This is a genomic window from Moraxella bovis (assembly GCF_025985205.1).
Taxonomy (GTDB): domain Bacteria; phylum Pseudomonadota; class Gammaproteobacteria; order Pseudomonadales; family Moraxellaceae; genus Moraxella; species Moraxella bovis.
The window spans coordinates 1135595-1161712 of record NZ_CP087840.1; the positions used below are offsets into that span (position 1 = coordinate 1135595).

The 26118-nt window shown below is 45.5% G+C and carries 26 protein-coding genes; 17 read left to right on the plus strand and 9 right to left on the minus strand.

All coding sequences use genetic code 11. The annotated features are described in order from the left end of the window. Window positions 1–128: 128 nt before the first annotated feature. Window positions 129–512: a hemerythrin domain-containing protein gene (locus LP107_RS05545; protein ID WP_208624036.1), complete on the plus strand. Its 384-nt coding sequence runs from the start codon at window positions 129–131 to the stop codon at window positions 510–512. A 79-nt stretch (window positions 513–591) separates the two neighbouring features. On the opposite strand, the gene LP107_RS05550 is transcribed toward LP107_RS05545, so the two are convergent. The 5 genes from LP107_RS05550 to lysA form a co-directional block, all read right to left on the minus strand. Continuing rightward, on the minus strand, window positions 592–2346 hold the full coding sequence (locus tag LP107_RS05550; RefSeq protein WP_078274573.1) for a glutamine--tRNA ligase/YqeY domain fusion protein: 1755 nt from the start codon (window positions 2344–2346) through the stop codon (window positions 592–594). Between the two features lie 327 nt (window positions 2347–2673). Then, complete coding sequence (locus LP107_RS05555; RefSeq protein ID WP_112742827.1) at window positions 2674–4305, minus strand: ABC1 kinase family protein; 1632 nt, start codon at window positions 4303–4305, stop codon at window positions 2674–2676. A gap of 206 nt (window positions 4306–4511) precedes the next feature. Continuing rightward, a complete protein-coding gene (gene ubiE, locus LP107_RS05560) occupies window positions 4512–5393 on the minus strand; it encodes a bifunctional demethylmenaquinone methyltransferase/2-methoxy-6-polyprenyl-1,4-benzoquinol methylase UbiE (RefSeq protein WP_112742381.1) in 882 nt (293 codons plus the stop codon). 83 nt (window positions 5394–5476) lie between these two features. Further along, window positions 5477–6181, minus strand: a complete 705-nt coding sequence (locus LP107_RS05565; protein ID WP_112742380.1) for an FFLEELY motif protein — start codon at window positions 6179–6181, stop codon at window positions 5477–5479. Window positions 6182–6386: 205 nt separating this feature from the next. After that, window positions 6387–7703 (minus strand): diaminopimelate decarboxylase, encoded by a 1317-nt coding sequence (gene lysA, locus LP107_RS05570; protein WP_112742826.1) that lies wholly within the window; start codon window positions 7701–7703, stop codon window positions 6387–6389. A gap of 186 nt (window positions 7704–7889) precedes the next feature. Between lysA and ubiA the strand changes: the two genes are divergently transcribed. After that, complete coding sequence (ubiA, locus tag LP107_RS05575) at window positions 7890–8789, plus strand: 4-hydroxybenzoate octaprenyltransferase (protein WP_112742379.1); 900 nt, start codon at window positions 7890–7892, stop codon at window positions 8787–8789. Window positions 8790–8977: 188 nt separating this feature from the next. Here ubiA and LP107_RS05580 read toward each other — a convergent pair whose 3' ends face one another. Next, window positions 8978–9361, minus strand: a complete 384-nt coding sequence (locus LP107_RS05580; RefSeq protein WP_115005207.1) for a DUF805 domain-containing protein — start codon at window positions 9359–9361, stop codon at window positions 8978–8980. 11 nt (window positions 9362–9372) lie between these two features. After that, window positions 9373–10515, minus strand: a complete 1143-nt coding sequence (mnmA, locus tag LP107_RS05585; RefSeq protein WP_112742377.1) for a tRNA 2-thiouridine(34) synthase MnmA — start codon at window positions 10513–10515, stop codon at window positions 9373–9375. A gap of 120 nt (window positions 10516–10635) precedes the next feature. Here mnmA and ispF point away from each other — a divergent pair, with 120 nt between their 5' ends. From ispF to LP107_RS05645, 11 genes are all read left to right on the plus strand, one after another. Further along, window positions 10636–11115, plus strand: coding sequence for a 2-C-methyl-D-erythritol 2,4-cyclodiphosphate synthase (ispF, locus tag LP107_RS05590; protein WP_112742825.1), 480 nt, complete (start codon window positions 10636–10638; stop codon window positions 11113–11115). Between the two features lie 47 nt (window positions 11116–11162). Further along, a complete protein-coding gene (locus LP107_RS05595; protein ID WP_112742376.1) occupies window positions 11163–11729 on the plus strand; it encodes a cysteine hydrolase family protein in 567 nt (188 codons plus the stop codon). 53 nt (window positions 11730–11782) lie between these two features. Further along, window positions 11783–12118 carry a Grx4 family monothiol glutaredoxin gene (gene grxD / locus LP107_RS05600; protein ID WP_036362211.1) on the plus strand — a complete coding sequence of 112 codons (336 nt, stop codon included), beginning with the start codon at window positions 11783–11785 and terminating at the stop codon, window positions 12116–12118. A gap of 74 nt (window positions 12119–12192) precedes the next feature. Continuing rightward, window positions 12193–12540: a hypothetical protein gene (locus LP107_RS05605; protein WP_078274582.1), complete on the plus strand. Its 348-nt coding sequence runs from the start codon at window positions 12193–12195 to the stop codon at window positions 12538–12540. After that, entirely contained in the window at window positions 12537–12887 is a 351-nt protein-coding gene (locus LP107_RS05610; protein WP_078274583.1) for a hypothetical protein, read from the plus strand. The genes LP107_RS05605 and LP107_RS05610 overlap by 4 nt, the downstream gene beginning before the upstream one ends. Window positions 12888–12927: 40 nt before the next feature. Further along, window positions 12928–13860 (plus strand): WG repeat-containing protein, encoded by a 933-nt coding sequence (locus LP107_RS05615; RefSeq protein WP_264675886.1) that lies wholly within the window; start codon window positions 12928–12930, stop codon window positions 13858–13860. Between the two features lie 213 nt (window positions 13861–14073). Continuing rightward, window positions 14074–15969 (plus strand): tRNA uridine-5-carboxymethylaminomethyl(34) synthesis enzyme MnmG, encoded by a 1896-nt coding sequence (mnmG, locus tag LP107_RS05620; RefSeq protein ID WP_078274603.1) that lies wholly within the window; start codon window positions 14074–14076, stop codon window positions 15967–15969. A gap of 83 nt (window positions 15970–16052) precedes the next feature. Continuing rightward, on the plus strand, window positions 16053–16442 hold the full coding sequence (locus tag LP107_RS05625) for a hypothetical protein (RefSeq protein ID WP_143821698.1): 390 nt from the start codon (window positions 16053–16055) through the stop codon (window positions 16440–16442). A gap of 406 nt (window positions 16443–16848) precedes the next feature. After that, entirely contained in the window at window positions 16849–17373 is a 525-nt protein-coding gene (locus LP107_RS05635; protein WP_158079672.1) for a TIGR02452 family protein, read from the plus strand. Window positions 17374–17413: 40 nt separating this feature from the next. After that, window positions 17414–17917, plus strand: coding sequence for a hypothetical protein (locus LP107_RS05640; RefSeq protein WP_078274587.1), 504 nt, complete (start codon window positions 17414–17416; stop codon window positions 17915–17917). A gap of 91 nt (window positions 17918–18008) precedes the next feature. After that, window positions 18009–18962: an AEC family transporter gene (locus LP107_RS05645; protein ID WP_264676335.1), complete on the plus strand. Its 954-nt coding sequence runs from the start codon at window positions 18009–18011 to the stop codon at window positions 18960–18962. Here the strand turns inward: LP107_RS05645 and dnaG are convergent. Next, a complete protein-coding gene (gene dnaG / locus LP107_RS05650; protein WP_264675885.1) occupies window positions 18959–21133 on the minus strand; it encodes a DNA primase in 2175 nt (724 codons plus the stop codon). The genes LP107_RS05645 and dnaG overlap by 4 nt on opposite strands. Before the next feature lie 144 nt (window positions 21134–21277). Then, window positions 21278–22498: a magnesium/cobalt transporter CorA gene (gene corA / locus LP107_RS05655; RefSeq protein WP_078274589.1), complete on the minus strand. Its 1221-nt coding sequence runs from the start codon at window positions 22496–22498 to the stop codon at window positions 21278–21280. A gap of 169 nt (window positions 22499–22667) precedes the next feature. Here corA and LP107_RS05660 point away from each other — a divergent pair, with 169 nt between their 5' ends. From LP107_RS05660 to cmk, 4 genes are all read left to right on the plus strand, one after another. Next, window positions 22668–23627, plus strand: coding sequence for an RDD family protein (locus tag LP107_RS05660; protein ID WP_078274590.1), 960 nt, complete (start codon window positions 22668–22670; stop codon window positions 23625–23627). 140 nt (window positions 23628–23767) lie between these two features. Beyond that, complete coding sequence (gene ung, locus LP107_RS05665) at window positions 23768–24484, plus strand: uracil-DNA glycosylase (RefSeq protein ID WP_078274591.1); 717 nt, start codon at window positions 23768–23770, stop codon at window positions 24482–24484. After that, window positions 24466–25053, plus strand: coding sequence for a tRNA adenosine(34) deaminase TadA (gene tadA, locus LP107_RS05670; protein ID WP_420832147.1), 588 nt, complete (start codon window positions 24466–24468; stop codon window positions 25051–25053). Before ung ends, tadA begins: the two co-directional genes overlap by 19 nt. 357 nt (window positions 25054–25410) lie before the next feature. After that, window positions 25411–26115, plus strand: coding sequence for a (d)CMP kinase (cmk, locus tag LP107_RS05675; RefSeq protein ID WP_078274592.1), 705 nt, complete (start codon window positions 25411–25413; stop codon window positions 26113–26115). The last annotated feature ends 3 nt before the right edge of the window (window positions 26116–26118 follow it).

Here is a 26118-nt window from a genome sequence, read left to right on the forward strand (position 1 = left end):
GTGCCACAATACCATAAACATCGCCCTAGTGTTTGTGGTTTTTTTATTTTATAATAAAATTTAATTGATAAATAGAAACTCCCACGAAACGACACCCCGCCTTACAGCTCCTATCTCGCCAGCACCATTTGGGCTTAGTCATCGCCAACAAAGCCAAGTCCGTCACCGATGATGACAAACTTATCCACCATCAAGCCTTAGTAGAGTGTCTGACCACTACCATTCTCACGCATTTTGAGATTGAGCGGACACGCCTTGCTGATGTTATTTTGACAAAATTATCCGATAACAGGGCGGTTAAATTGGCAAAACAAATGCTTGATGAGCATGAATACATTGAAAGCCTACTTGCCAACACCGACCCAAGCGTGGACGATGTCAAGGAGCTTGCAAATGCTCTGTATGACCATATCCGCTTTGAAGAGCGAGAGCTTTTTCCCATTGCTGAGACGGTGCTAAATGATGTTGAGCTTTTTGCCATTTATGAGGCGATTGATGAGAATGTAAAGTGAACGAGTTAAAAGTTGGGCAATGGAATTAAAAAGCCAAACACCACGTTTGGCTTTCGTTTAATTTTAAAATTGCTAAAAGTTATTTAAACCCATCTTTTAACCCCACAATCTGATTAAATACAGGCTTATCGGTGCTATGCTCCACGCTGTCCGCCACAAAGTAGCTTTCACGCTCAAATTGGGATTTGTCATCGCCTGTTGCCTGTGCCAATGACGGCTCTACAATGGCATTGACAACCTTTACCGAATTTGGATTGACGTGGGTTAGTACCCATAGCGTATCATCATCGGCATCTGGGTTTTGTGTTTTAATAGTGGCAATATGCTCGTCTGAGATTTCATCATCTTCAAATAATAAATGCTCATACAGCCGCACGGTGGCAGGCACGCCATGACTTGCCGACACCCAATGAATCACGCCCTTAACTTTACGCCCCTCAGGGTTATTGCCCAGCGTTTGTGGGTCAATGGTGGCGACAAGCTCCACCACATCGCCATTAGCGTCCATGATATGCTCTTCTACTTTTAGCACATAGCTGTTACGCAGACGAATCTCAGGATTCTCTGGCGATAGGCGTTTGTATCCGTCTGGGGGCGTGATTTCAAAGTCAGATTTATCAATATAAATGGTTTTGGTAAAAGGAATCTCACGCTCGCCATTGTCCGCCTGTGGGTGTTTGGGCTGAGTAAGCCACAATACGCCATTATCTAGGCGAGCCTTGACCGTGTCTTTTTTTAGATGTTCAAAATCAGCAACCGCTTCATCAAAGTTGCTAATGGTAACTTTTAAGGGGTTTAGCACTGCCATACCACGACTGGCGGTATTTTCTAGCACGTTTCTAATGCTAAATTCCAACTGGCGAAAATCTACCACACCGTCTGCCTTGGATACGCCAATGCGTTCACAAAAATCCCGCAAGCCTTCGGCAGGGTAGCCACGTCTTCTCATGCCTGCAATGGTTGGCATGCGTGGGTCGTCCCAGCCCGATACCACGCCCATGTCCACAAGGCGTTTGAGTTTACGCTTGGATGTTAGCGTGTGGTCAATGTTGAGACGGCTAAATTCGTATTGGCGGGGTGGCACCTCAAAGCCCACTTTTTCAACAACCCAATCATAAAAAGGACGGTGGTCTTCAAATTCAAGCGTACAAATCGAGTGCGTGATACCCTCATAAGCGTCCGACAAGGGGTGGGCGTAGTCGTACATCGGATAAATGCACCATGTATCGCCCGTTTGGTGGTGGCTTGCGTGCATGACACGATAAATCACAGGGTCTCTCATGTTCATGTTGGCGTGATTCATGTCAATCTTGGCACGCAGTACCGCCTCGCCTTCTTTGTATTTGCCGTTTTTCATGTCGTCAAAACGAGCCAAATTTTCATCAACAGTAGCGTTACGCTGTGGCGATTCCACAGATGGCTTACCAAAACCGCCACGGTGTTCACGAATCTCATCAGGCGTTTGAAAGTCTACATAGGCATCGCCTTGTTTGATAAGCTGTACCGCCCATTCGTGTAATTTGTCAAAATAGTGCGACGCATAACGTATGTCTCCTGCCCAGTCAAAACCAAGCCACTCCACGTCCGCCTTAATGCTGTCCACATAATCCTGCTTTTCGGCGGTGGGGTTGGTGTCGTCAAAGCGTAGGTTGCACGCTCCACCGAACTCTTGTGCCACGCCAAAATTTAGGCAAATGGACTTGACGTGCCCGATGTGCAAATAGCCGTTTGGCTCGGGCGGAAAACGGGTCAAAATACTGTCGTGCTTACCGCTTGCTAGGTCATCACGAATAATTTGGCGGATAAAGTCGTTTTTTTCGGGTAGGTCGGTCATGGGTTTTTCCATCATTTATTAAAGGGTAAATTCTGTTATTTTAGCATAATTTTTATAGGGCGTGTTAAACTTTGATGTTTGCAACAGACCGCTCGTACTACAAAATTTTACATAAAATTGATTAAAAATAAAGCAAATTTAGTGCTTATAATTAGGGCGTGCCTACCTTTGGTATTTGCAATGAAAAATGCCTGTTTAAAAAAGCAGGGGAATTGCACGTTTTTCAAGCTTGAATTGTCAAACCAACTGCAACATCTTTGTAAGTAATGCCAAACATCTTTTCACTGGTTGTGGTTGGACTGTTTGTTTAAGATCAGATGAGTCCAATCACGCCAACACCCGCCACACCGCAAACCCCAATGCCAATACATGAAACACCACGCCCACCCACCAAATCGGCACGGTCAACCCAATGGCGATAAAGGCAAAAAATCCGCCCAACGCTATCCAGTCATGGCGTTTTTGGTTTAAAAAATCGGCTCGTAGGGCTTGGATTTCTCTTAGCTGTTTGTCCTGTCGTCCGCCAAGCATGGCAAGTGATTGGATGCTTTGGGTAGTAAGTTTGGGCAGGTCAGTGGCGGACAGTAGATGTTCGGGCAATTTGTCATAAAAATCATTCAATAGACGTGTGGGGTCAAGCTGTGATTTTACCCAATCGGTCAAAATCGGCTTGGCAAGCGACCAAATATCAAGGTCAGGATATAGTTCACGCCCAAGCCCTTCCACGTGGACGAGCGTTTTTAGAAGTAGCATAAGCTGTGGCGGTATGCTCATCTGATGACGGCGAGCGATGTTTAAAATCTCAAACAATATCCCTGCAAAATCAAGCTCACTCATGGGCTTAGACACCATGGGGCTGACCGTGCGAGCCATGTCGGCGATGAGTGCGTGCTTGTCAGCAGATGGCGGTATCCAACCTGCATGACTGATGATGTCCACCAGTGTGGTGTAATTGCCATTCATGACCGATAGGAGCATACGAGCGACAACAAGTTGGTCATCGGGAGCAAGTTGCCCCATAATCGCACAATCTAGCCCCAAATAGCGTGGATTTGCCACCGCTTGACCGTCTGGCAGGGTCTCCACAAAGATGTTACCAGGGTGCATGTCAGCATGAAAAAAGTTATCCCGAAACACTTGGGTAAAAAATATCGTCAAGCCATTTTTGGCAAGGACGGCACGGTCATAGCCCAAGGCATCAAATTTATCCGTCTGGCTAATCGGCACACCAAAAATCCGCTCCGAGACCATGACCGACTTGTTTGCCATATAGACTTCGGGCACATAGATGAGTGGCGAGTTTGTGAAGTTAGCTCTCATGCGAGTGGCGTTGGCGGACTCCAAGGTCAAATCCAGCTCATTTAGCATGATTTGGCGGTAGTCTTCCACGATACTCACGATATGCACCGCCCGAGCCGACTCCATACGAGCTGATAGGTAGCCTGCCAGCTCCCGAAGCAGTTCAAAATCCTTGATGATGACAGGGCGAATGTCAGGACGGACGACCTTAACGACCACTTCTCGACCGTCAGGCAAGCAAGCGGTATGCACTTGGGCGATACTGGCGGCGGCGAGTGGCTTTTCATCAAATCGGCCAAACATCTCACCGATTGGCTTGCCTAGCCCTGTTTTGGGGTGTTCTATTTCACGTTTTAAAATCTCAACGTCAAAGGGGGCGACTTTATCTTGTAGTAGCGATAATTGGGCGATGATGTCAGGGGGCAGTAGGTCAGAGCGAGTGGAGAGCAGTTGCCCGAGCTTTAAAAACAGTGTTCCCATCTCTTCTAGGGCGAGCTTGACCCCCAATGGGTTGTGCGATTTGCCGATACTGGCAGGGTGCATTTTGATGAGCCGTACCAAAGGGGCAAGCTCTGGTACGTCCGCAAAATGCGTGTCAAGGCGGTATTTGGCACAAATGCGATATAGGTCAAACAGGCGGTTTTTATAAGAGATGAGCATGGTTTTGGTAAAAATGGGTTTGATAAAAGGAGTTTTAAAAAGAAAAAAGGCAAATGGGTAAAATCTACCTTTCGGGGCAGGCATTTAAAACCTTTAATTTTAAATGGATTGTAGGGGTAAATGACATTCGCCCACAATTTTAAAATGCTTTTGTAGGGGCGTGCTTTCCACGCCCGAGTATATTTGAAGTTAAATGATATAAAAAATCAACGAGCCTTAAAGCCACGATGTACTGCCACGATACCGCCTGTGAGATTGTGATAATCACAATTGACAAACCCTGCTTGTTCCATCATGGCTTTTAGCGTGGCTTGGTCTGGGTGCATGCGGATACTCTCTGCCAGATACTGATAGCTTTCGCTGTCATTGGCAACAATCTTCCCCATGAGCGGTAGGGCGGTAAAAGAGTACAGATCATACGCTTTTGACAACGGCTCAAACACAGGTTTGCTAAACTCTAGCACAAGCAGTCGCCCACCAGGTTTTAGCACACGCCACATGGCTTCTAGGGCTTTTTGTTTGTCGGTAACGTTACGCAGTCCAAAGCTGATGGTAACTAAGTCAAACGAATTATCGGCAAAGGGTTCTAAGGTTTCGGCATTGGCAAGCACAAAATCCACGTTGTTGCACCCCGCATTGATAAGGCGTGTGCGACCCACTTCTAGCATGGCTTCGTTGATGTCGGACAAGACCACACGACCCGAGCGACCGACTTCTTTACTAAATACTTTTGCCAAATCGCCCGTACCGCCTGCGATGTCAAGGACACTTTGCCCTGCACGCACGCCACTCATCTTAATGGCAAAACGCTTCCAAAGCCTGTGAATGCCAAAGCTCATCAAATCGTTCATGATGTCGTATTTAGTGGCAACCGATGTAAATACTTGTCCGACTTTGGCTTCTTTTTCACGAGCATTGACGGTTTGGTAACCAAAATGGGTGGTTTCGCCAATGTTTTCAGAATAGCGGTTGTCAGTTTGGGTGTTGGCGTGGGCGGTTTCACCATTGGCAGGGGTTTGCATGGCGGATTGTCCTTGGGGCTTGCCTGTGGGTAGGATGTTAGGATTGGTAAAGTCGTTGTCGGTCATGGCTATTTTTCCAAATTTAAAAACACGCTCTTATTATACGCTAATTTGGGCAAGAATGGGCGTGTTTTGGGAAAATTAAAAATTCATTCATGAATTTCGTGAATAACGACAAGCTCATTTGCCACAAACGGCACGGTAAAATCATCAATGCGTTTTAGGGGTTTCATGGCAACCAAGCCGTCCCCGATGAAGTCATATAGGGGCTGATAACCGTTGTCGTATGCCATGCCTTTGGCAAGTTTAAAGGCGTTTTGTAGGATAAAAGAATTAAAATATTTATAAGACTGCTCGCACACGTCTTTGATGGTGTGGATTTGGGCGATGCGTTCGTCTTTGGCATTGACGTGCCGATACACGTCATGCATGAGTGTGTCATCAATGCCCCGATTGGCGTAACGCTCGCCAAAGTCAGCCAGTAAGGACGTTGCCAATGCCAAATCAAGACGGATGGCATGAACTGCCGACTGCACGCCAAGCACGCCTGCCCCTAAGGCGTTGGTAGGGATGAGCTTTTCAAGTTTGCCCGAGCCGTTTAGGGCGTTCGTCCCTGCGGTCAGAAGCTGGTCGGCAAGCACGTCAAAATCATCATCACCATAAATCCGCTCAATGAGATAATTGGCAAGTGGGGCGGTTTTGTCATCGGCAAATAGGGCGTGATTGGTGCGTTTGATGCGAGCCTTTTGCCATGCTTGCACATCGCCAAGTGCCTGTTTTAGGGCAGGGTTGGTGTGATGGGGTAGGGCTTGATAGGCTTTTAGCATATCGACTAGGGTCTGGATTTGGGACATGGTGTTAATTTTGTTGGTGGGTTAAAGTGGGGTTAAATGGGTTAAGACTGAGTTAAAAGTTGGGTTAAAAGGTTGTGTTTGTGAGCTTGATGGTATTGTTTTTCACAAGGTGTGCAGAGCCAATCCCTGCACTCCCATTTTATTTAAAATCATGGCGATTTAAACGGTTGTGTTACTATAAAACATACCAACTGGTCGGTTTTTATTAAACGCTCTCGCCACGCCACAAATCGTCTAAGCTCTCACGCTCACGCACAACCCGATGAGAGCCGTCATCACACATAATCTCGGCAGGTCTGGGGCGGGTGTTGTAGTTGCTTGCCATGACAAAGCCATACGCTCCTGCCCCTGTGATGGCAAGAGTGTCGCCCACGTTTAGGGCAAGCGTACGATTTTTTGCCAAAAAGTCGCTCGACTCACACACCGAGCCGACTATGTCCCACACTTGGGGGGCGGTCGTGGCGGTCAAATCAGCAGGGATAACCGCCATAACCGAGCCATATAGGGCAGGTCGCATGAGTTCGCACATGGATGCATCCACAATGGCAAAGTTTTTGTGTTCGGTGGGTTTTAGTACGTCCACATTTGTGAGTAGTACCCCTGCATTGGCAGAGATGTTTCGCCCTGGTTCTAGATGTAGCCCTAAGCCGTATTTTTCTTGTAATGTCAAAAGTTTGGGCAGTAGGGCGTTGGCGTATTCGCTCACGCTGGCAGGGGTCTCATCGGTATAACGCACGCCCAAGCCCCCACCCAAATCCACATGACGTAAGCTAATGCCCTGTGCGAACAGCTCGTCAATGAGCTCAATGACTTTATCCAAAGCGTCTACAAAAGGCTGGGTGTCGGTCAGCTGTGAGCCGATATGGCAGTCTATGCCGATGATGTCAAGGTTTGGCAGGGAGCTAGCAAAACGATAAGCGTCTAGGGCGTTATCATGGCTGATACCAAATTTGTTATCTTTTAAGCCTGTGGAGATATAAGGGTGAGTTTTGGCATCTACATCAGGGTTGATACGCAGGGCAATGGGGGCGGTCTTGCCAAGCTCGCTTGCCACTTGGCTGATGAGTTCAATCTCACTCACCGCTTCGACATTAAAGCACCCAATCCCTGCATTTAGGGTGGTGGCGATGTCGCTTTTGGTTTTGCCCACGCCTGAATAGACGACTTTGTCCGCCTGCCCGCCTGCTTTTAATACGCGGGCAAGCTCGCCTGATGACACGATGTCAAAGCCTGCCCCTGCATGGGCAAGTGTGGCAAGGATGGCAAGGTTTGAGTTGGATTTGACGGCATAGCAAATTTTTACGTCTGACAAGGGGACGAAACTCTCCACATAGGCACGGTAATTGGCAAGTAGGGCGTTTTTGCTGTACACATAAAGCGGTGTGCCATAGGTCTGGGCTAGGGTTTTGGTGCTAACGTTGTCAATAAATAGTGTGTCGTCTTGGTAGTGGATAAAAGGCAAATCCGCCACGTGCGTGCGTGGGTCTATCGTGAGTGCTGGGTGTTCGGTGCTGTCTGCCATGGTTTTTCCGCGAAAAAAGTATTTGGAGCTTATTTTAACAAAAAATTTTGGTTTGTCATTTTTTATTTTAAAAATAATTGGGGTTTGGGCAGAATATATAACGATTTTTGAAATATAAACCATTTTTCATTGTTATATAAAAAAGGCTTTATGATAAAATACCCCAAAAATTAACCATTTAACATCATGACCGCAACCACTTACACCTTTAAAGACAAACTCATCGCATGGCTACAACTGACCCGTTTTGACAAACCTGTGGGGACGGAGCTTTTGCTATACCCGACCTTGTGGGCATTGTTTTTGGCAAATGTAGGCGTGGGGCGACTGCCGAGCATGGCTCACATCGTCATTTTTACGCTTGGGGCGGTGCTGATGCGAGCGTCAGGCTGTGCCATCAATGACTTTGCTGACCGTAAGGTGGACGGGCAAGTCAAACGCACCAAAAACCGCCCACTGGCAGATGGGCGACTGTCCGCCAAGACGGCTGTTTTTACCTTTGTGGGATTGTCGGGATTGTCGGCGTGTTTGCTGTTTTTTTTGCCGATACAGGTGTTTTATTGGTCGCTGGTGGCGGTATTTCTTGCCTTTATTTATCCGTTTATGAAGCGTTACACGCATTTGCCACAGGTTGTTTTGGCAATGGCGTTTGGCTGGGCGGTGCCAATGGCATATGTGGCGAGCATTGGCACGGTGGATAAATGGGGCTGGCTTGTCTTTGTTGCCTATATGTGCTGGACGGTGGCGTATGATACGATGTACGCCATGTGCGACAAGGACGATGATGTTAAAATTGGGGTCAAATCCACCGCCATTTTGTTTGGTAAATATGACGTAGCAATCATCATGGCACTGCAGGCGTGCTTTGTGGGTTTGATGGAGCTGATTTGGTGGCATTATTTTTATGAAAGCATGGGGCTTTGGGCACTGGTGGGCGTATTGCCTGTGGTGGCGATGGTGGTGTATCAGTATGGGCTGATTAAGGATAGGGAGCGACTTGCTTGCTTTAAGGCGTTTCGCCATAATGCGTGGGTAGGGCGATGGGTGTTTTTGTGGACGCTGATTTGTGTATGGGTTGCGGTGTAGTTTGATCGGGATAGTTGATTTAGATTGTGTTATTAAGCGGTTTTCAAAAAGCGTTCGGGATAGATTGGGGCTTTAAAGTTAAAAAGCCGATTTTAATCCCAACTGCTCACAAAATGGCAAAAAATCCCTATCCAAAAATAATAAAATTAAATACAAGATAAATATAACAACCTATAAATTATCAATCATTAAAAAGATGGCATAGCACCAAACCGATTTTCGCCTTTACTTCCCTTTCTAAACATTAACCCCAAAAATATCAATGAACCAATGATGGGAATAAAATTTAAGATAAACCAATAACTAGATAAGTTACTGTCGTGCAATCTGCGACTGCTGACCGATAATTTGGCTAAGGTTAAAAGTGTAAATACGGCAAGCAATATGACATTGTTTAACACAACATCTAATTTTAAGCTTTCTAAAATAAAAGCAAGAACAATTAAAAATAGCCAATAAAAAATAAAAAAACTAAAAAATTCCAATCGGCTTGCCCTGTCTTCATAATTGTAAAAATTATCAAATAAAGCAGATTTTAAGCCAAGCGTCATTTTTTGTGGAAGTGATGTCATTTTATTTTTCCTTAGCCCACCTTCGCATCACACCAATCAATCACACCCCCACCCAAACACACATCACCGTCATAAAAGACCACCGATTGTCCTGCCGTTACCGCTCGTTGGGGATTGTCAAAAACTACCCGTATGGTGTCATTTTCAAGATAAACGGTACATTCTTGGTCAGGCTGGCGGTAGCGGGTTTTGGCGGTGAGTTTTGTGCCGTTGGCAGGTGCATTGACGACCCAATCAAGTTTATAAGCAGTCAAGGTGGTGGACATGAGATAAGGGTGTTCGTGTCCTTGTCCGACAATCAAGCGGTTATTTACCAAATCTTTATGCAAGACAAACCACGGCGCATCGGGGCGATTTGCCACCCCACCAATGCCAATGCCCCCACGTTGCCCAATGGTATAATACATCAAGCCGTCATGTTTACCTAGCTTGACACCGTCATCGGTGTAGATGTCGCCTTGTTTGGCGGGTAGGTAGGTTTGTAAAAAGTCTTTAAACTTTCGCTCGCCAATAAAGCAAATGCCCGTACTGTCTTTTTTCTTGGCGGTGGCAAGCTCATACCGCTCAGCAATCGCTCGTACTTCGCTTTTTTCAAGCTCGCCCACAGGAAACAGCGTTTTGGCGATTTTGTCGCCCCCCACCGCATGCAAAAAATAGCTTTGGTCTTTGTTGGTGTCTAGTCCACGCAGTAGGCACGCCTTGCCGTCCACTTCAAAACTTCGGCGAGTATAATGCCCTGTGGCGATGTAGTCCGCCCCCAGCGTCAAGGCATAATCCAAAAAGGCTTTGAATTTGACTTCTTTGTTGCACAAAATGTCAGGATTGGGCGTGCGACCTGCTTTGTATTCTTCCAAAAAATGCTCAAAGACATTATCCCAATACTCTGCTGAAAAGTTGGCGGTGTGGAGCGGTATGCCGATTTTGTCCGCCACCGCCTGAGCGTCAGCTAGGTCGGTCATGGCGGTGCAGTATTCGGTGCCGTCATCTTCTTCCCAATTTTTCATGAACAAGCCTTCCACACAAAAGCCCGCTTCTTTTAACAAAACAGCCGACACCGAGCTGTCCACACCGCCAGACATACCAACGATGACTTTGATTTGATTGGGATTTTTGCCGTGAAATTGGGCGACATCGGATAGGCGGTAAGGGGTCATGATTGTCTCTTGTTATAAAATTGTGGTAAACTTGCCATTATATAAGGCTTGCTAATTATTTTACAAGCCTTGTCTGCTCTAAACCAAGATAAACTAAGACAAACCAAAAAAGGCTCAATCATGATAAAAATCGGTCAAGGCATAGATGTTCATGCTTTTACCACAGGCGATTTTGTAACGCTTGGCGGTGTGCGTATTCCTCACACGCACGGCATTAAGGCTCATTCGGACGGCGATGTGCTACTTCACGCTTTGGCAGACGCACTTTTGGGGGCATTGGCACTTGGCGACATTGGACAGCATTTTCCCGACACTGACCCTGCGTTCAAGGGGGCGGATAGCAAGATTTTGTTAAAGCACGTCTATGAACTTATCAAGTCGCACGGCTACACACTAGGCAATGCTGACATGACCGTCATTTGCGAGAGCCCAAAAATCGCCCCGCATAACACCGCCATGCGGGAGACCATTGCGGGCGTGCTTGATGTAGGCGTGGACTGCGTGAGTATCAAGGCAACCACCAATGAAAAAATGGGCTGGATAGGGCGTGGCGAGGGCATTTGGGCGAGTGCGGTGGTGTTATTGATTAAAAAATCTTAGCTTGATATAATTGTAAATTTAGTTGCCAATAAATACAGGAAAATCAAATGATTGCCAAAAACACCGCCTTATTACTCATTGACTTACAACAAGGTTTTTATGATGAAGTCTATTGGGGTGGCAATCGCAACAACCCAAACTGTGAGCAGGTTTGTTTTGAGTTATTGAGCCATTGGCGAGAGCAGGGTTTGCCGATTTTTCACATTCGTCATTCATCAACCACGCCCCAATCACGCCTACACCCTACACACCAAGGCTTTGACTGGATTGAGCTGACCAAACCGCAAGCTCATGAGACCGTCATTACAAAGCATGTCAATAGCGGTTTTATTGGCACAGATTTACATGAGCAACTGACCAAAGCGAACATCACCACCCTTGTTCTTGCAGGGCTTACGACCAATCACTGTGTATCCACGACCGCACGCATGGCAGGCAATCTAGGCTTCACCACTTTTGTGGTATCGGACGCTGCAGCGACTTTTGATAGAATGGGGGCGACAGGCGAGCGGTTTGACAGCCAGCTTGTGCATGAAATCAGCCTTGCCAATTTGCATGGCGAATTTGCGACCGTGCTGACAAGTGATGAGCTTTTACGCAAAAAATTCTTGTAAAAATCCCCATTTGCCCCCATAATAACTCAAATTTTCCAAATCGGAGCAATCCCATGACCGACATCAATCCCCAAATCAAAACCTTGATTGAAAACCAAATCAAAGACCATGCTGTCCTACTATATATGAAAGGCACGCCACAATTTCCCCAATGCGGATTTTCAGCCCGTGCCGTGGAAGTTTTGACCCAAATCGGTAGACCATTTGCCTTTGTTAATATCCTAGAAAATCCTGAAATCCGTAGCACCTTGCCACTGATCGCCAACTGGCCGACTTTCCCACAACTGTGGGTAAATGGCGAGCTCATCGGCGGTAGCGACATCATCCTACAAATGTACCAATCAGGCGAATTAAAGCCACTGATTGAAGAGCATAGCCCAGAAGTATGATGGAGATAATCGGTTATTTGAAATAACCGATTTTTATTGATAACCACAAATAAGATAAGTAGCAAGGTGATGCAATGTTAGACGAAGGTTTCATTCATAAAAACAGCCAAGAAATTGTAGAGTTATGCCAAGAGCCTGACACGGCATTGAGTGCATTGGCATATTGGATAAAATATGAAAATATTGACAAAGATGCCATCTGTGCCATCCATAAGCGAATCTGTGCGGACATGGATATACAGTCGGCTTATTATTTGGTGAGAATCATGCAGGCTATGCCAGAGTCGGAGCGACCTGTAGATATAAAGCCGTTAATGGAGCTGGTGGGCGACCTCGGTGGTGAGCTTAATGACTCATTACCCACACTGGTTGATCGAGAGATGTTGGGGCAAATCCAACAAGAGAGCGGTGTATTTTTATGAGCATGCCAAGCATTTCTGAGCAAATTATCAGCCTTTGCCAAAATCCTAATACTGCCTTGCAAGCCATTCATCTTTTGATTGCCAATAATGGGGCGAGCGAATCGGCTTTTCGTGCTGTTTATGATAGGGTCATGGTGGATAATGACGTGGACGGGGCGTATTATTTGGCAAATTTCGCCCAAAAGGTCGATGATTTGCCTTTTGAAGTGTTGCCTTTGGTGCGTTTGGTAATGGCAAGTAATGATGAGCTGATGAAGCAGGCGTTACTTGACAAAATGCCCGATGAGGCTCGTGCCAATCTTGACACTTTGCTTGCCAATGATGCCCAAAAAGACCTTAATTTTTAAGATCTTTTTGTCTTTGTGTGATGATAATTTAGGACGACAGATGAAATACTTTAACAAAAACTGGATGATGATTTTGATGGGCGTGCTGTCGGCAGGGCAGGCGTGGGGGTGTGAAAAACCACAGACCGAAGTTGAATATCATTTTGTGGATTGTTTATCAGAAGAAGGGCTTACCCAAGTTTGGCTGTTTGACGAACAAGGCTCAAATGCAAAACACGGCTTTGTTAATAAAGCTGGAAAATTGGTTATTCCATTGCAATATGACCGAGCGTGGGGTTTTAAAGATGGCTTGGCAGGTGTTCAAAAAGATGAAAAATGGGGCTTTATTGACATAACAGGCAAGGTTATCATTCCATTGCAATATGATTATCTTTATAATTTTAATGAGCAATTGGCAGGCATTCAACAAGACGATAAGTGGGGGTTTATTGACAAATCAGGAAAAACCATTATCCCTTTTATGTACGATTGGGCTTTGGATTTTACAGAAGGTTTGGCAGGCGTTAGGAGAAATGATGGCAAATGGGGATTTATTGACAAATCCAATCGTGTGGTTATTCCATTTATTTATGATGAAGTTGATGTTTTTGTTGATGGTTTGGCAAAAGTTGAGCAAGACGACAAGTGGGGGTTTATTGACAAATCAGGCAAAGTGGTTATTGAGATAAAATATGATTATCTTAATAATTTTAGTGAAGATTTGGCAGGTATGGAAATAGATGGAAAATGGGGATTTATTGATAAAAGTGGAAACATTGTTATTCCTGCCAATTATGACAGCCTTTATGTTGGATTTAATGATGGTTTGGCAGGTGTAGAAATAGATGGCAAATGGGGGATGATTGACAAAACAGGAAAAATTGTTATTCCAATACAATACGACCAACCCTTTTCTTTTTATAATGATGTCGCCGAAGTTGAATTAAACGGCGAAACTTTTTCTATTGATAAACAAGGCAATCGTTTGCCTTGATTTGCCCAACCGCTTTATTTTGATTATAAAGCGGTTATTTTTTTGCCCAAAACTGCAAGGTGCGTACCACGCACTGTTTTAGGTTCAATTGCTCAAATGGTGCGTCATACGCACCTTACCAAAACTCAAATTTTTCCCCAATTTTCCCAAAATACACCCCAAATCTGCTATAATACCCCAATTTTTCCTAAATTTTTAGACAGATTAACAACTATGACAACACTCTATACCCACCCCAAATCTTATGATGTCATCGTCATCGGTGGCGGACACGCAGGCACAGAGGCCGCTCTTGCGTCCGCTCGCATGGGGGCAGATACCCTACTTATCACGCACAACATTGAGACGCTAGGGCAGATGAGCTGTAATCCTGCCATTGGTGGTATCGGTAAATCGCATCTGGTGCGTGAAGTGGATGCACTGGGCGGGGCAATGGCACTCGCAACCGACAAGGCAGGCATTCAGTTTCGGGTGCTAAACAGCCGAAAAGGGGCGGCCGTGCGAGCGACCCGAGCCCAAGCCGACCGTATTTTATACAAGGCAAGTATCCGTCATACGCTTGAAAATCAGCCAAATTTGACGATTTTTCAGCAACCTGTGGATGACATCATCGTAGAGAATGGACGTGCGGTGGCGGTGGTTACAGCCACAGGCATTCGCCTAAATACCCGTGCGATTGTGCTGACTTCGGGGACTTTTTTGGGTGGGGTGATTCACATTGGCTTACAGCACCAGTCAGGCGGACGGGCAGGCGATATGCCGTCCATTCGCTTGGCTGACCGTTTGCGTGAATTAAAGCTCCCCGTTGGACGACTCAAAACAGGCACACCTGCTCGTATTGACGCTCGTACGGTGGATTTTTCCGTGATGACTGTGCAACACGGCGACACACCGCTCCCTGTGATGAGCTATATGGGCGATGTGTCTATGCACCCCCGCCAAATCCCCTGCTACATCACACACACCAACGAACGCACGCATGATATTATCCGTGCCAACCTTGACCGCTCGCCCATGTTTAGCGGTAAGATTGAAGGGGTGGGACCCCGTTATTGCCCAAGCATTGAGGATAAGATTCATCGCTTTGCCGAAAAAGACAGTCATCAGATTTTTATTGAGCCTGAGGGCTTCTCCACGCATGAGCTATACCCCAATGGCATCTCAACGAGCCTGCCGTTTGATGTGCAAATTGAGTTTATCCATAGCATGAAAGGGCTTGAAAATGCTCACATCACACGCCCCGGTTACGCCATTGAATATGATTATTTTGACCCACAAAATCTAAAACCCACACTAGAAACCAAATCCATTGACGGCTTGTATTTTGCAGGGCAAATCAACGGCACGACAGGCTACGAAGAGGCGGCGGCGCAGGGGCTACTGGCAGGGCTAAATGCAGGACGCATGGCACTTGGCAAGGCATCGTGGACACCACAACGGCACGAGGCGTATCTTGGCGTGTTGGTGGACGATTTGATAACTCACGGCACCAAAGAGCCGTACCGTATGTTTACAAGTCGTGCCGAACATCGCCTCTTACTGCGTGAAGACAATGCGGATGAACGCTTGACTGCCATTGGGCGAGAGCTTGGGCTTGTGGACGATGAACGCTGGGCGAAATTTAATCAAAAAATGGAGTCCATCGCCAGCGAAACCGCCCGCCTAAAAGACATCTGGGCAACGCCAAATAACGCCATTGGTAAAGCCTTTATGGAAAATACAGGCGAGATTTTGACCAAAGAAAACAGCCTGCTTGACCTTTTAAAACGCCCAAATATCACGTTTGCCGACATTGCCAAAGTGTCAGACAGTACGGTGGGCGATGACGTGGGCGAGCAGATTGAGATAAGTGTCAAATATCAAGGCTATATTGACCGCCAAAATGATGAGATTGAGCAGATGAAACGCCTTGAAAACACGGCTCTACCGCTTGATTTTGATTATGCAGGCGTGTCAGGCTTATCCAACGAAGTCGTGCAAAAACTCACCCAAGTCCGCCCTGCAACACTAGGGCAAGCAAGCCGTATCAGCGGTGTTACCCCTGCGGCGGTGAGTTTACTTGCGATGACGGTTAAGAAGATGAAGAGAATGGAGAAAGTGGCGGAGTAAGGATTTTTGATAAGAATACGCACCATTTAGAGTTTATTTTAAATGGTGTGTGATATTATATGCCTAATACTTTAAAAAATCTTATGGCAAACGATTTTGAAAAATTATCACAGCTTATTCAAGCATTTGAACGCACGGACTTTTTGGACGAACAATATAAATTCCAAATTCAATCCCTTGCCAAAAAGAAAGTGGATTGGTATTTGGTTGAAAATTATTATAAAGGCATTTCATTGGAAGATTTGTGCCAAATTTTATTAACGCCTAATATTGAAAATTGGCAAACATTAACCGATGATGAATGCTTAAATCTCATTCAAGAAATCTTGGACGTTGTCTGCAATGTAGCGATTGTGGATAGGAATATGGACGCATTGCATAAACGCTATCCCAATCTTTCAGTTTGTGATTTGATTTTTTGGCAAGATGAAACCAATCCAAAAGTGATATTGGAGAGATTAAAAAATTCTTAAAAATTCGTCAGGTGTGTATCACGCACCATTTAAAAATGTTAGCCACTTTTAATAGTGCATAATACGCACCTTACATTCAAATAAGGAAAAATAAAATGAACACCAAACAAATCGCCCAGCAAGCCCTACAAATCAGCCAAACAGGCAAATTACCAACTGATAAAGGCGAAATTGATTTTTTGGATAAACAAACATTTGCCCAAAGCAATACTTTATTATATCGCCCAGATGACTTGGCGCAATTATTTGCCAATGACAATCAAATTGGTAATGGTAATTTAAAGTTAAGCGTAACGCACGAAAGTAGCCAGCAAGCAAGCAATTTATCGTTTGATTGTCAAAGAACAAAAAGACAATGTTTGCTTATTAAATTTTGCGTCCGCCAAAAATGCAGGCGGTGGTTTTTTTGAGTGGGGCAAAAGCCCAAGAAGAAGATTTGTGCCGTTCGTCTGGGCTGTATTTGTGCCAATTAACCCAGCCTGATTATTATGAAATCAACCGCAAGCACAAATCAATGCTTTATACCGACCATATTATTTATTCGCCTGCCGTGCCATTTTTTCGGGTGAATAAAGAAACACTATTGGACGATATTTTTACTTGTTCAGTAATCACCGCCCCCGCTCCCAATGCAGGCGTACATTTACAAAGATGTCCCAATGATACAAAGAGCATTGAAGAAACTTTAATTCGCCGTGCCAATTATGTATTAAGCGTGGCAAAACATCAAGGGCATAAAATTGTGGTATTAGGAGCGTGGGGTTGTGGCGTATTTAAAAACGACCCTGTGCAAGTGGCAAAAATATTTAACGATTGCTTAAAACAAGAAAAGTTTAAAAATTTCTTTGATGAAATTGTCTTTGCCATTCATGACAGTAGCAAAACTTTAAAGGTTTTGACAGCTTTTGAGAGTGAATTTAAACAGTCATAAAACCATACCATAAAATTAGTGTTAAAATAAGGAAATTATTATGAAAAAATATGCGTTTTTAATGGCAATTTTAATGGTTGGCTGTGTTAATCCAACACAAAACACAACCAAACCAATGACCGCACAAAAACAAGCAATATTGGCGGATTTTGATGGTTGTGCTGATGTGTATAATGAAGTTCGTTTGGAAGATTTGTATTTTGAAAATACCAAACAAACCTTGCAATTTTTTCCAAAATTATTGGATAAAGACGATGCCCCTGTACCAAAATATAATAATGCTTATTTTAATATGGCGTGTGGTGGTACAGCTTTAACAGGTCAGGTAACAACCCAACAAAAACAAGGCAAAACTTGGGTAGAAATTAAAACCTGTGGCGATTTGACTTGGCAAAGTGAAAAAGACGCTTGTAGTGTTGATAAAGGATTTTATCATCATGGATTAAAAGGTCAAAATGGCGAAACCATTATTTTGAAATATGGCTATATTTTCTACATTGGAAAAGATAGTGCGGTAAATGCCTATAAAATTTCATCATTTTAATAACGAGCAGATTTTTACTTTATTTTTGAGTAATTTTTGGTTATGATAAGTCATTTTATCATAACCAGAATTTACCATGAACTCCCAAGAAATCCTCCAAGCCATCAGTTTTGCTTTTATGATTGTCTTTCCAAACCTAGCCTTGATGGGGCTGGGTTTTTATATGAGAAAATCAGGCAAGATTAACAGTAATTTTATTGATACGGCATCCAAAATCGTCTTTAATTTTGGTTTGCCGTGCTTACTGTTTTTTAGCGTGATAAAAAGTGAAGTGAATTATGCCGAGCAGTTGCCACTCATCATGGCAGGGTTTGTAACGACTTTTGTGCTGTTTTTTGGGGCGGAACTGTACGCCAAAATGCTCATTAAGGACGTGCGTGATAAAGGCGTTTTTGTGCAAGGGGTGTTTCGCTCGAACATGGCGATTATCTCGCTGTCGGTGGCAACCAACGCTTATGGGGCGGTGGGGACGAGTGTGGGGGCGGTGTACATAGGGATTTTGACGATTTTGTATAATATCTTGTCGGTCATTACGCTATCACGCACGAGCCAGAGTAAGGGGTTATCCGCCCAAAGTCGGGATATTATCATCAAGATTTTTCAAAATCCGCTCATCATCGCCTTGGTGTCTGCCTTTATTTATAAGGGGGTAGGCTTGCCTTTACCGCCTACACCGATTGCCAAAACAGGTCAGCTACTGTCAAACATTGCCTTGCCACTTGCCTTGATATGTGCAGGCGCGACGCTGGACATTAAGTCTATGTTGGGGCTGTCGGGTGTCTCCATGCAGGCGAGTATTGGGTGGATTATTGTCGCTCCACTGCTTGCAGTGGGTGTGGGCGTGGCGTTTGCCCTACCGCCTGTACAGTTTGGCGTGCTGTTTGTCATGGTGGCAAGCCCTGCCGCCGCTGCAAGCTATGTTATGGCAAAGGCGATGGGTGGCAATGATGTCTTGGCGGCGAACATTTTGGCATTTACCACGGTGGTGAGCATGATAGGCATGGCGGTGGGCATAGCGTGGCTTCGGGTACTAGGGTGGGTTTAGAAGCCTTTTTCTATCAGTGTTGCCACGTCTGCCTTGGTGTGCTGACTGTCCCATGTGATGAGTGCTTGTAAGCGACGTTTATAAATCTCGGATAGCACGATGTTTTTGACGTTTTCGCCTTGTTTTTTTAATACGTCTTGGAGACGTTGGCATAGAAGTTCGTTAAATAACAGTGCCATTTGTTCCAAATAATGGTGTTGGTTCAGATAGAAAAACTCACGCCACAGCCTGCTAAGATGGTGTTGTAGCTCCACATTGGGCAGGCTTGCCATGATAAGATGAGCCTTGCCGTCGATGGCGGGTGCGGATTTGTCATGTAGGTCAAACTGAGCGATAACCCCTGTGTCCGCCATGCCCAAAATCATGTCAATGGCACCAACCAACTCTGCCAAATCAGTATCAATGTCTTGCCAGTTGGGTAGGGCAGGCACGGACAGCCCTTGGTGTTCTAAGTGAGTCAGATACGGCTTGTGGGCATCCGCCACGCCAGAGTTGGTCAGTAGGGTGGTTAGGGGGTTGTCTTTGATGATGTGGGGGGCGTAGAGTAGGCACAGATACAGCTGAGTGCTACTGTCCGTCTCTTGGTGGTAGTTGGCGGTGTCCCGAGCGGTTTGTTTGTGGTTTTTACCACTGAGTCTTGCCCAAAAGTCGTTATTGAGCCACCAGCGAAAACTTGACCCTTTGGGCAGTTTGGCGGTCAGCTCTTTTAATTCAGCGACCGCTCGGGCTTTATTTTCGGGCAAGGATAAATCATAACGGTTTTGGAGCACGCCATGGATATAATCCGCCATGCTCTGAGCGTGCGTGATTTGGGCACGCATGGCATCTGCCCCATGAGCCTTGATGTAGGTGTCGGGGTCATGTCCATCAGGCAGGGTGAGAAATTTTAAGGTCTTACCATCGGGCAGTACCGGCATGGCAACTTCTAGGGTTCGCCACGCCGCTCGCTGTCCTGCGGTGTCGCCATCAAAGCACAGTGTTAGGGTGTCGTTATATTTTAATAGCCCTGCAATTTGCTTGTCATTGGCTGCCGTTCCCATTGGAGCGACTGCCCCATAAATTCCTGCTTGGTGCAAGGCGATGACGTCCATGTAGCCTTCCACCATGAGATAGTTTGCTGCTTTAGCTTGGCGGGCTTCGTACAGCCCATATAGGATGTGCTGTTTGCTAAATACGGGCGACTCCGATGAGTTGATGTATTTGGGCATCTCATCGCCCAGCGACCGCCCTGCAAAGCCAACCACTCGTCCCTGTCTGTCCTTGATGGGGAAAATCACGCGGTCTCGTAGCAGGTCAAAATTCCGCCCCTTTTGCGATGTTCTGACCAGTCCTAGAATACGCAAGCCTTCGATGTCGTGGGGAAAAGCCTGCTCCAAATGTTGCCAACCGCTCGGGGCATAGCCCAAGCCAAATGTGGCTATCGTCTCATCGCTTAGCCCCCGTGAGACAAAATATGCCTTTGCCGTGGGGTTTTGATGGAGCATGTTTTGATAAAACTGGGCGATGGCGGACAGCAGGGTGTACAAATCCCCTTCGCCATTTTGGGGGGGTTGATATGGTGGATTGGTGCTATTAAAAGTGTTATCCGCTTGATAAGGGAGATTGTTGTAGCTGTCGTTATAACCGCCATTAAAACTGCTGTCAAAGTCGGTGTTAAAGTCGGCATCAAAATCATTGCCATAACTTTCATTAAAATTATCAGAAAAATCAGGATAATCATCATTGGCTGACGGAGTGGTATTATCATGATGAGTGGATTGGTTGGTTGTGTGGGTGTTTGTGCTGTCTGTATTGCCTTGATTTGTCTTTGTGGGTGTTTGGCTGCTGGGGTTTGGGGTTTTGTTTTTGGCGTAGCGGATTTTTTGGGCGAATTTGTCGTCTTTGGGCAGTTCTATGCCTGTTTGTTCGGACAGATAATCGACCGCTTCTTTGAAAGTCATGCGTTCAAATTCACGCAAAAAGGTGATGGGATTGCCTTTAACGCCACAGCCGAAACAGTAGTACAGGTTGGTTTGGGGATTGACATAAAATGACGGGTTTTTTTCGCCATGAAACGGACAGCACCCCTTAAACTCACGCCCCGCAGGTTTTAGGGTGGTGTGTTTTTTGATGATGGCGACCAAATCGGCAGATGAGTTTAGTCGTTCGAGCGTGGTGTCAGGGATTCTCATGCGTGTATCAAATAAAGGGATGGGAATTTTCCAATTTCAATTTCAATTTTCCAATTTCAATTTTCCAATTTCAATTTTCCAATTTCAATTTTCCAATTTCAATTTTCCAATTTCAATTTTCAAAGCGGTAAATAATTATCATTATTATAACCAACCTGCCTTTCTAAATTTATGATAGAGATATAGGCAGACTGCCAAGACCGTGCCGATGACCATAAAATAGCCGTATTTCCAATGAAGTTCGGGCATGAAATCAAAGTTCATGCCGTACACCCCCGCCACGGCAGTCGGCACGGCGGCGATACCTGCCCAAGCGGCGAGTTTTCGTACCACGTCGTTCTGTCCCATGGTGACCATTGCCATGTAGGTGTCCATGGCGACTGAGAGCATCTCGTTAAGACCGTTCACCGCATCAATGGAGCGGAGCAGGTGGTCGTTCACGTCACGAAAGTAGGGCTTGGCAGCGGCAGGAAAGGCGGAGACCAGCTCGTTTTTTTTGTGATTGATAAAAAAGTTACACACGTCTTGGACGGGCAGAATCACCGCACGCATGTGTACCAGTTGTGATTTTAGCTCGTACAGGCTTTTTAGGGTAGATTTGCTAAACTCATACGAGAAAATGTTACGCTCTTGCTCACGCAAATAGTTGCCCAAACGGTCGGTAATCGGCAGGTAGTTATCGACAATAAAGTCCAAAATGGCGTGCAGAACAAAAATCGGGCCTAGGCGAAGTTTCTCGGGTCGTCTGTGGCAATGCTCACGCACGGGGGTGTAGGAGTTGGACGCCCCACGCCGTACGCTGATGATGAAGTTTTTGCCCATAAAAATGGCGGTCGTGCCATAGCGGATGTAGTTGTCTTCGAGCTTGGCGGTACGCACGACCACGAAAATGGTGTCGTTGCCATAGCTTTCGACTTTGGGGCGTTGGTGGTCGGCAAAGGCGTCTTCTAGGGCAAGTTCGTGTAAATCAAAGGCGTCTTGGACTTCCTTGACTGTCTCAAAACTGGGGTCGTGTAGCCCAAGCCAGATGAATTGGCTGTTGTTAGTCAGTTGGCGACTGACTTCATCGATGGCGAGTGTAGCAACAGGCTCACCCGTCTTACGAGAGTAGGCGTAGCAGACGACAGTTTCGTTATCGCCCGAGTTCTCTTCTAGGTCTTCAAAACGGTCGGCATCGGGGTCATAGACCGTCATGGTCTCGATGGTGTCTTCATCGGTGGCGTCAGCGTCGCCATAGATGTAGCTGTCTTCTTCGTCGTGGAGATTTAGGTCGTCATCAGGCTCGCTGGGCAAATCGGCAGGCTCAAACAGCTCTTCTTGTAGGGGTGTGGTGGGTGTTTTTGTTGTGGGCGTGGTGTGTGGCATGCCGTCCCCTAAAAATCAAAATGAATAAGCAAATGCGATATTATAGCAAGATTTGCTTTATTGTGGCAAAAATTTGTTGATCGGTATAAACAAAATTTCATGGTTTTTTGTGGCTAATGGGGGGCTAAAAGTGGTAAAATAAGCCAAATTTTAACCTTGATATGACAACATGAAAATCTACCTAGCACGAAACAACGTCCAAGCAGGGCCTTACAGCTTAGATGAACTAAACCGCATGCTCCTATCGGGCGAAGTTGCCCTAACTGACCTCATGTGGCACACAGGCATGAGCGAGTGGCAGACGGTCGGGCAGATGACAGGTGGGGTCTATACTTATCAGCCGTCTGTGCAAACACCGCCCAGCCCAAAACCCCCCACTGCCAAGCCCGAACAGCGGGGCTTTGGTGATAATGTCGATTTTGTCAAAGACAAGCCTGAGCAAAAGCGGGTATCGGTTGCCGAACTCTATGGGCGTAAACCCATACAAGACCCCAACGCCAGTCAGAATAACGAACCAAAACGAACTGAGTCAAATACCCGTCCGACCAAAGAGCGGATGGCAAGCGTGCCAAAAGATGATGGTACGATAGAGTATGCCAGTATTTTGGCTCGCTTTTCGGCATTTGCCATTAATGTGGCACTGTATATCTTGGCACTGTTGCCACTCATCATGGCGTTCATGCAGGTGGTGGATGTCAATGAGATAGCACGCCACGCCCAAGATTATCAAGCTTTGCAAGCGTATAGCCAAAGTTTGGTGGATAAAGTGTCAAAGACTACGGTCATGATAAGTAATCTTATGTTTTTGGCGTTGCTTGGTATTCAGCTACTGCTCATCATCATGCGTGGGCAATCGTTTGGCAAACTGGTCATGGGTATTCGTGTCGTGGACGAAAAAACAGGCAAATTACCCAGTTTTGGCACGCTTGTGTTTATGCGGACTTTGTTTTTGATTGTGGTGTATGCAATTGGGGCGAGTATCATTTCAGGACTACCTGCAATGATAATGCTTGGGGCGAATTATATTATGGCAAAAGGCAATGATAAAAAACAAGGCTGGCATGATAAAATGACTAAGACATTAACGGTAAAAGCCAAACCTTCACAATTGGATAAAACCAAAAAATAATTCTTGATATTTTATTAAAGTGTAAGGTCGAATCACATTCGCCCTTAATTAAAAATTTAATCAAACCAATACAGGTTTTTAAATTTTATTTTCAAAAAATAAATTATCAATACCCATTTTTAATTTATCAACATAAAAATATGAATACCAATCTTACCCAAGACCAATTAACCGCCTTAAACAAAGTACAATTACCTGATGATTGGAAATTTGCTTTAGCGAATATATTATTATCGCCTGTTATGGATAATTTGCGCGCTTTTTTGCAAAATGAATATGACACCAAAACGATTTATCCGCCAAAATCACAAATTTTTAATGCTCTAAATACCACGCCCTTATCAGCGGTCAAGGTTGTGATACTCGGGCAAGACCCTTATCATGGGGCAGGGCAAGCCATGGGGCTGTCGTTTAGCGTGCCAAAAATCATTCCCAAACCGCCAAGTCTTGCCAATATTTTAAAGGAACTGGCGACTGATTTGGGCATTCCTGTCTCGGCTCATGGCGATTTGACCCATTGGGCAAATCAAGGCGTGCTACTGCTTAACGCCACATTGACGGTAGAAAATGGACAAGCAGGCTCGCACCAAGGCAAAGGCTGGGAAGAATTTACGGACACTGTGATAGACGTTATTAACCGCCAAACCGACCGCACGGTTTTTATTCTGTGGGGCAGTTATGCCAAGAAAAAAGGGCGGTTTATTGACACGTCTCGCCATTTGATTTTAACCGCCAATCATCCATCCCCTTTATCGGCGAACCGTGGCGGATTTTTTGGTTCTCGTCCGTTTTCGCAGACCAATGATTATCTCATAAGACATGGCAAAGGGGCGATTGATTGGGCGTTACCACAGTAATGGCGTATCGTGAAATTGTGCCTAAAATGGCGTGTGATTTGCCAAATTTTAGTTCCTTAACATTTTGGTTGCCTACCGATGTCGCCATGATGAACCACGCCCTAACCCTTGCCAGACGTGGGGCGGAGCGTGGCGAGATACCTGTGGGGGCGGTGGTGGTGCATGACGGACAGATTTTGGGCGAAGGCTTTAATTGCCCGATTAGCACGCACGACCCCACGCACCATGCCGAGATTGTCGCCTTGCGTCAAGCGTGTGAGCGGGTGCAAAATTACCGCTTGCCGATGGGTAGTACGCTGTATGTTACGTTAGAGCCGTGTACCATGTGTTTTGGTTCGCTCATTCATGCCCGTGTCAGCCGTGTGGTGTTTGGGGCGTATGAACCAAAGGCAGGGGCGGTGACAAGCCAATTAACCCTCGCCAAAGAGTCGTTTTATAATCATGTCATCAATATTCAAGGCGGACTGTTGGCAAATGAAAGTTCAATAATGTTGAGCCAATTTTTTAAACAAAGACGAGCCGATAAGAAAAAGGCGAAAATTGAAAATCGGTTAAATGGCGAGCATTGATTTTTAATTCTATTTTTATGAAATTTTAATTTATGAAAAACATAAAATTTTATAAATAATTTATTCGCCAAAGATGTGATTTTTAATCATAAATTTATTATGATATTTTAAAAAACTATTATTGGACTTCCTGCAAAACTGGTTTTCCGTTCGCCCTGAGCCTGTCGAAGGGTGGCGGAAAACCGTTAGGTTTCCCAAGCTCACCACGAACGGTTTTCTTTAATTTAGGGTTTTGCAGGAAGTTTATTTAACAAAAAATTTATTATAATTATGTTTTTATAGGGGCGAATTACATTCGCTCTATGATAAAACGCAATTAGCACCCAATTCCAATTTATTTTATAAAACGAGAACCCCATGACAACCCCAAAATCCATTACCCCAAAAATCATCACCATTGACGGCCCTTCAGGGGCAGGTAAGGGCACGGTAGCATATCGCCTTGCTGAGCATTTTGGTTTTGAGCTATTAGATAGCGGTGCGTTGTATCGCATTGTTGGACTAATGGCATTTAAAAACGGTTTGCTTAATAGCATAGAAATTGACGAGCAAAAAGTTGCCAAATTAATCCAGTCTTTACACCTATCTTTTCGCCCCAATACCGCCACAAAAACGGTGGAAATCCTAGTGGATAACACCCCCCTAACGGACGACATTCGCAACGAAATCGTGGGCGGATATGCGTCCCGTGTCGCTGTGTTGCCAAGCGTGCGAACAGCTTTGTTTGACCTACAAAAAAACATGGCAAAAGACAGAGCAGGACTTGTGGCGGACGGGCGAGACATGGGGACGGTGATTTTCCCCGATGCTCCTGTCAAGGTATTTTTGACCGCAAGTGCCAAGGCTCGTGCCGACAGACGAGTGCTACAACTACAAATGGCAGGCAAAGTGGCGGATTATGATGCGATTTTATCCGACATCATCGAGCGAGATGAGCGAGATGAAAACCGTGCCGTTGCCCCAAGTCGCCCTGCTGTGGATGCCCTCGTCATTGACAGCTCGGAAAAATCGGCAGATGCGGTGTTTGATGAGATTTTGACGTTTGCACAGGGCAAATTATAAATC

Excerpts from the sequence above, each read along its gene's own strand:
- mnmG (WP_078274603.1), top strand. The coding sequence starts at position 14,074 with ATGACAACACTCTATACCCACCCCAAATCTTATGATGTCATCGTCATC.
- LP107_RS05580 (WP_115005207.1), bottom strand. The coding sequence starts at position 9,361 with ATGACATCACTTCCACAAAAAATGACGCTTGGCTTAAAATCTGCTTTA.
- LP107_RS05615 (WP_264675886.1), top strand. The coding sequence starts at position 12,928 with ATGAAATACTTTAACAAAAACTGGATGATGATTTTGATGGGCGTGCTG.
- ubiA (WP_112742379.1), top strand. The coding sequence starts at position 7,890 with ATGACCGCAACCACTTACACCTTTAAAGACAAACTCATCGCATGGCTA.
- cmk (WP_078274592.1), top strand. The coding sequence starts at position 25,411 with ATGACAACCCCAAAATCCATTACCCCAAAAATCATCACCATTGACGGC.
- corA (WP_078274589.1), bottom strand. The coding sequence starts at position 22,498 with ATGCCACACACCACGCCCACAACAAAAACACCCACCACACCCCTACAA.
- LP107_RS05610 (WP_078274583.1), top strand. The coding sequence starts at position 12,537 with ATGAGCATGCCAAGCATTTCTGAGCAAATTATCAGCCTTTGCCAAAAT.
- LP107_RS05555 (WP_112742827.1), bottom strand. The coding sequence starts at position 4,305 with ATGCTCATCTCTTATAAAAACCGCCTGTTTGACCTATATCGCATTTGT.
- LP107_RS05565 (WP_112742380.1), bottom strand. The coding sequence starts at position 6,181 with ATGTCCCAAATCCAGACCCTAGTCGATATGCTAAAAGCCTATCAAGCC.
- ung (WP_078274591.1), top strand. The coding sequence starts at position 23,768 with ATGAATACCAATCTTACCCAAGACCAATTAACCGCCTTAAACAAAGTA.
- ubiE (WP_112742381.1), bottom strand. The coding sequence starts at position 5,393 with ATGACCGACAACGACTTTACCAATCCTAACATCCTACCCACAGGCAAG.
- LP107_RS05605 (WP_078274582.1), top strand. The coding sequence starts at position 12,193 with ATGTTAGACGAAGGTTTCATTCATAAAAACAGCCAAGAAATTGTAGAG.
- grxD (WP_036362211.1), top strand. The coding sequence starts at position 11,783 with ATGACCGACATCAATCCCCAAATCAAAACCTTGATTGAAAACCAAATC.
- LP107_RS05660 (WP_078274590.1), top strand. The coding sequence starts at position 22,668 with ATGAAAATCTACCTAGCACGAAACAACGTCCAAGCAGGGCCTTACAGC.
- dnaG (WP_264675885.1), bottom strand. The coding sequence starts at position 21,133 with ATGAGAATCCCTGACACCACGCTCGAACGACTAAACTCATCTGCCGAT.
- mnmA (WP_112742377.1), bottom strand. The coding sequence starts at position 10,515 with ATGACCCCTTACCGCCTATCCGATGTCGCCCAATTTCACGGCAAAAAT.
- LP107_RS05595 (WP_112742376.1), top strand. The coding sequence starts at position 11,163 with ATGATTGCCAAAAACACCGCCTTATTACTCATTGACTTACAACAAGGT.
- LP107_RS05640 (WP_078274587.1), top strand. The coding sequence starts at position 17,414 with ATGAAAAAATATGCGTTTTTAATGGCAATTTTAATGGTTGGCTGTGTT.
- ispF (WP_112742825.1), top strand. The coding sequence starts at position 10,636 with ATGATAAAAATCGGTCAAGGCATAGATGTTCATGCTTTTACCACAGGC.
- LP107_RS05625 (WP_143821698.1), top strand. The coding sequence starts at position 16,053 with ATGGCAAACGATTTTGAAAAATTATCACAGCTTATTCAAGCATTTGAA.
- lysA (WP_112742826.1), bottom strand. The coding sequence starts at position 7,703 with ATGGCAGACAGCACCGAACACCCAGCACTCACGATAGACCCACGCACG.
- LP107_RS05550 (WP_078274573.1), bottom strand. The coding sequence starts at position 2,346 with ATGACCGACCTACCCGAAAAAAACGACTTTATCCGCCAAATTATTCGT.